General features: G+C 34.3%; 1 protein-coding gene. It reads right to left on the reverse strand.

Annotated elements, in window-relative coordinates:
* Positions 1-50 precede the first annotated feature (50 nt).
* Complete coding sequence (locus IQ244_RS32165) at positions 51-1,379, reverse strand: IS701 family transposase (protein ID WP_193900707.1); 1,329 nt, start codon at positions 1,377-1,379, stop codon at positions 51-53.
* Positions 1,380-1,467 lie beyond the last annotated feature (88 nt).

Here is a 1,467-nt window from a genome sequence, read left to right on the forward strand (position 1 = left end):
TATCCCTCTTCTGTCACTTTCCGGACTAAGCAAGTAGTAAAGAAGCTAAATCATCCAGAAGCATAACAGGGTTTAAATTGATTCATTGCGGCAATTAAATGATTGAATCCTAGTAACAAATCTGAACTAGGGAAAATACTTAACCAGGGATAAATTAACCAAAATAGTAAAAGTGGTTGGATAATAAGACGCAGATTATTTAAAGTATTCTTCCATCCAGATTCATGATTCCATTGCGGATGATTAGAAAAATCAACATCATTATTTTCTTGTGCTTCAGTCTCAAGTTGATGAGATTGATTCAAGCCTAAGAAGACTGGAGAATTTAAACTAATCATCGTATAAACACTAAAAATAATCTCCCACCATCTCTCAATATGTTGGAAATTAGTGAAACGGTAATCTGTCCACCCCAATTCCTGTTTGCACTGCCGAAAACCATATTCTACCCAGGTTCTTAATCCATATAAGTCGCCTAAAATCTTCTTCAAATTCCCTTGAAGATTCGTCATCACGAAGGAGGTAGAATTTTCTGGTAAGGTTTCTGGGTCAGTAGTTATTTCCCAGTAAGTTATGGCTCTTTTTTTACCATAAATTATTTCTCGGATATATCTAGTCTCTGATTTTTGATTGCTAAATGTTCTGGAGAATTTACACCACTTATTCGCCCTAACACTTTGCTCTGAAGGCAACCAGACTCCATGATTACTTCTAATCGATACCACATAACCTAAGTTATATTCAGCTATTTTTCTAATAAATTGGCTACTTTCACCATATAAACTATCAGCCAATACTAACTCAATATTGAAGCCTGATTCCATTAACTCTGTAATTATCTCTGATGCTAACTCTATTTTAGTTTTATATTTATCTGACTCGAAGAGTGTTCCTTTTGGTTTAAATACTTTGAATATTAATGGAAAAGTTATGTTAGCGTAAACTCCATAGGCGTTAACTGAAACTATTCCATTATCTACTTTTCCTACGCTTCCTAAATATTGTCTAGCTACATAATCAGTCTTTTTACCTTTTTTTCTATCTCCAGTTTCATCTATTACTACTGTAATCGCCTGACCATTCAATGCTTGCTTGACTTTATTTAATCTTCGTTGTTTTAATTCATCTACTGACCAATCTGAATTAGCTAGAAAATGATGTAATGACTGGGCTGAGTTTATGCTCACTACCTTTGCTATCTCTGGTAATGATTTTCGTTTTATAGTTGATATTATCCCCATGTGTAAATATTTGAAGCACTCATAATTTCTTACTTCCTTAAACAGGTCTTTATACTCTGCACAATATTCATCTATGATGGCAACTGTTGGGTGAGCATCTCTTGCTAAATGTTTCAGAATTTGTAACTCTACATCCATTGCCCCACTTACCTTTCAGGGTTTTCTTTTTTTATTCTTTTATTCAGAATACCCGGAAAGTGACAGAAGAGGGTTATAGCTGTAGCCA

Origin of the sequence: Nostoc sp. LEGE 06077, from assembly GCF_015207705.1 — a bacterium.
Classification (GTDB): Bacteria; Cyanobacteriota; Cyanobacteriia; order Cyanobacteriales; family Nostocaceae; genus Nostoc_B.

Coding starts and splice junctions, on each gene's coding strand:
- IQ244_RS32165 (WP_193900707.1), bottom strand. CDS start 1,379: ATGGATGTAGAGTTACAAATTCTGAAACATTTAGCAAGAGATGCTCAC.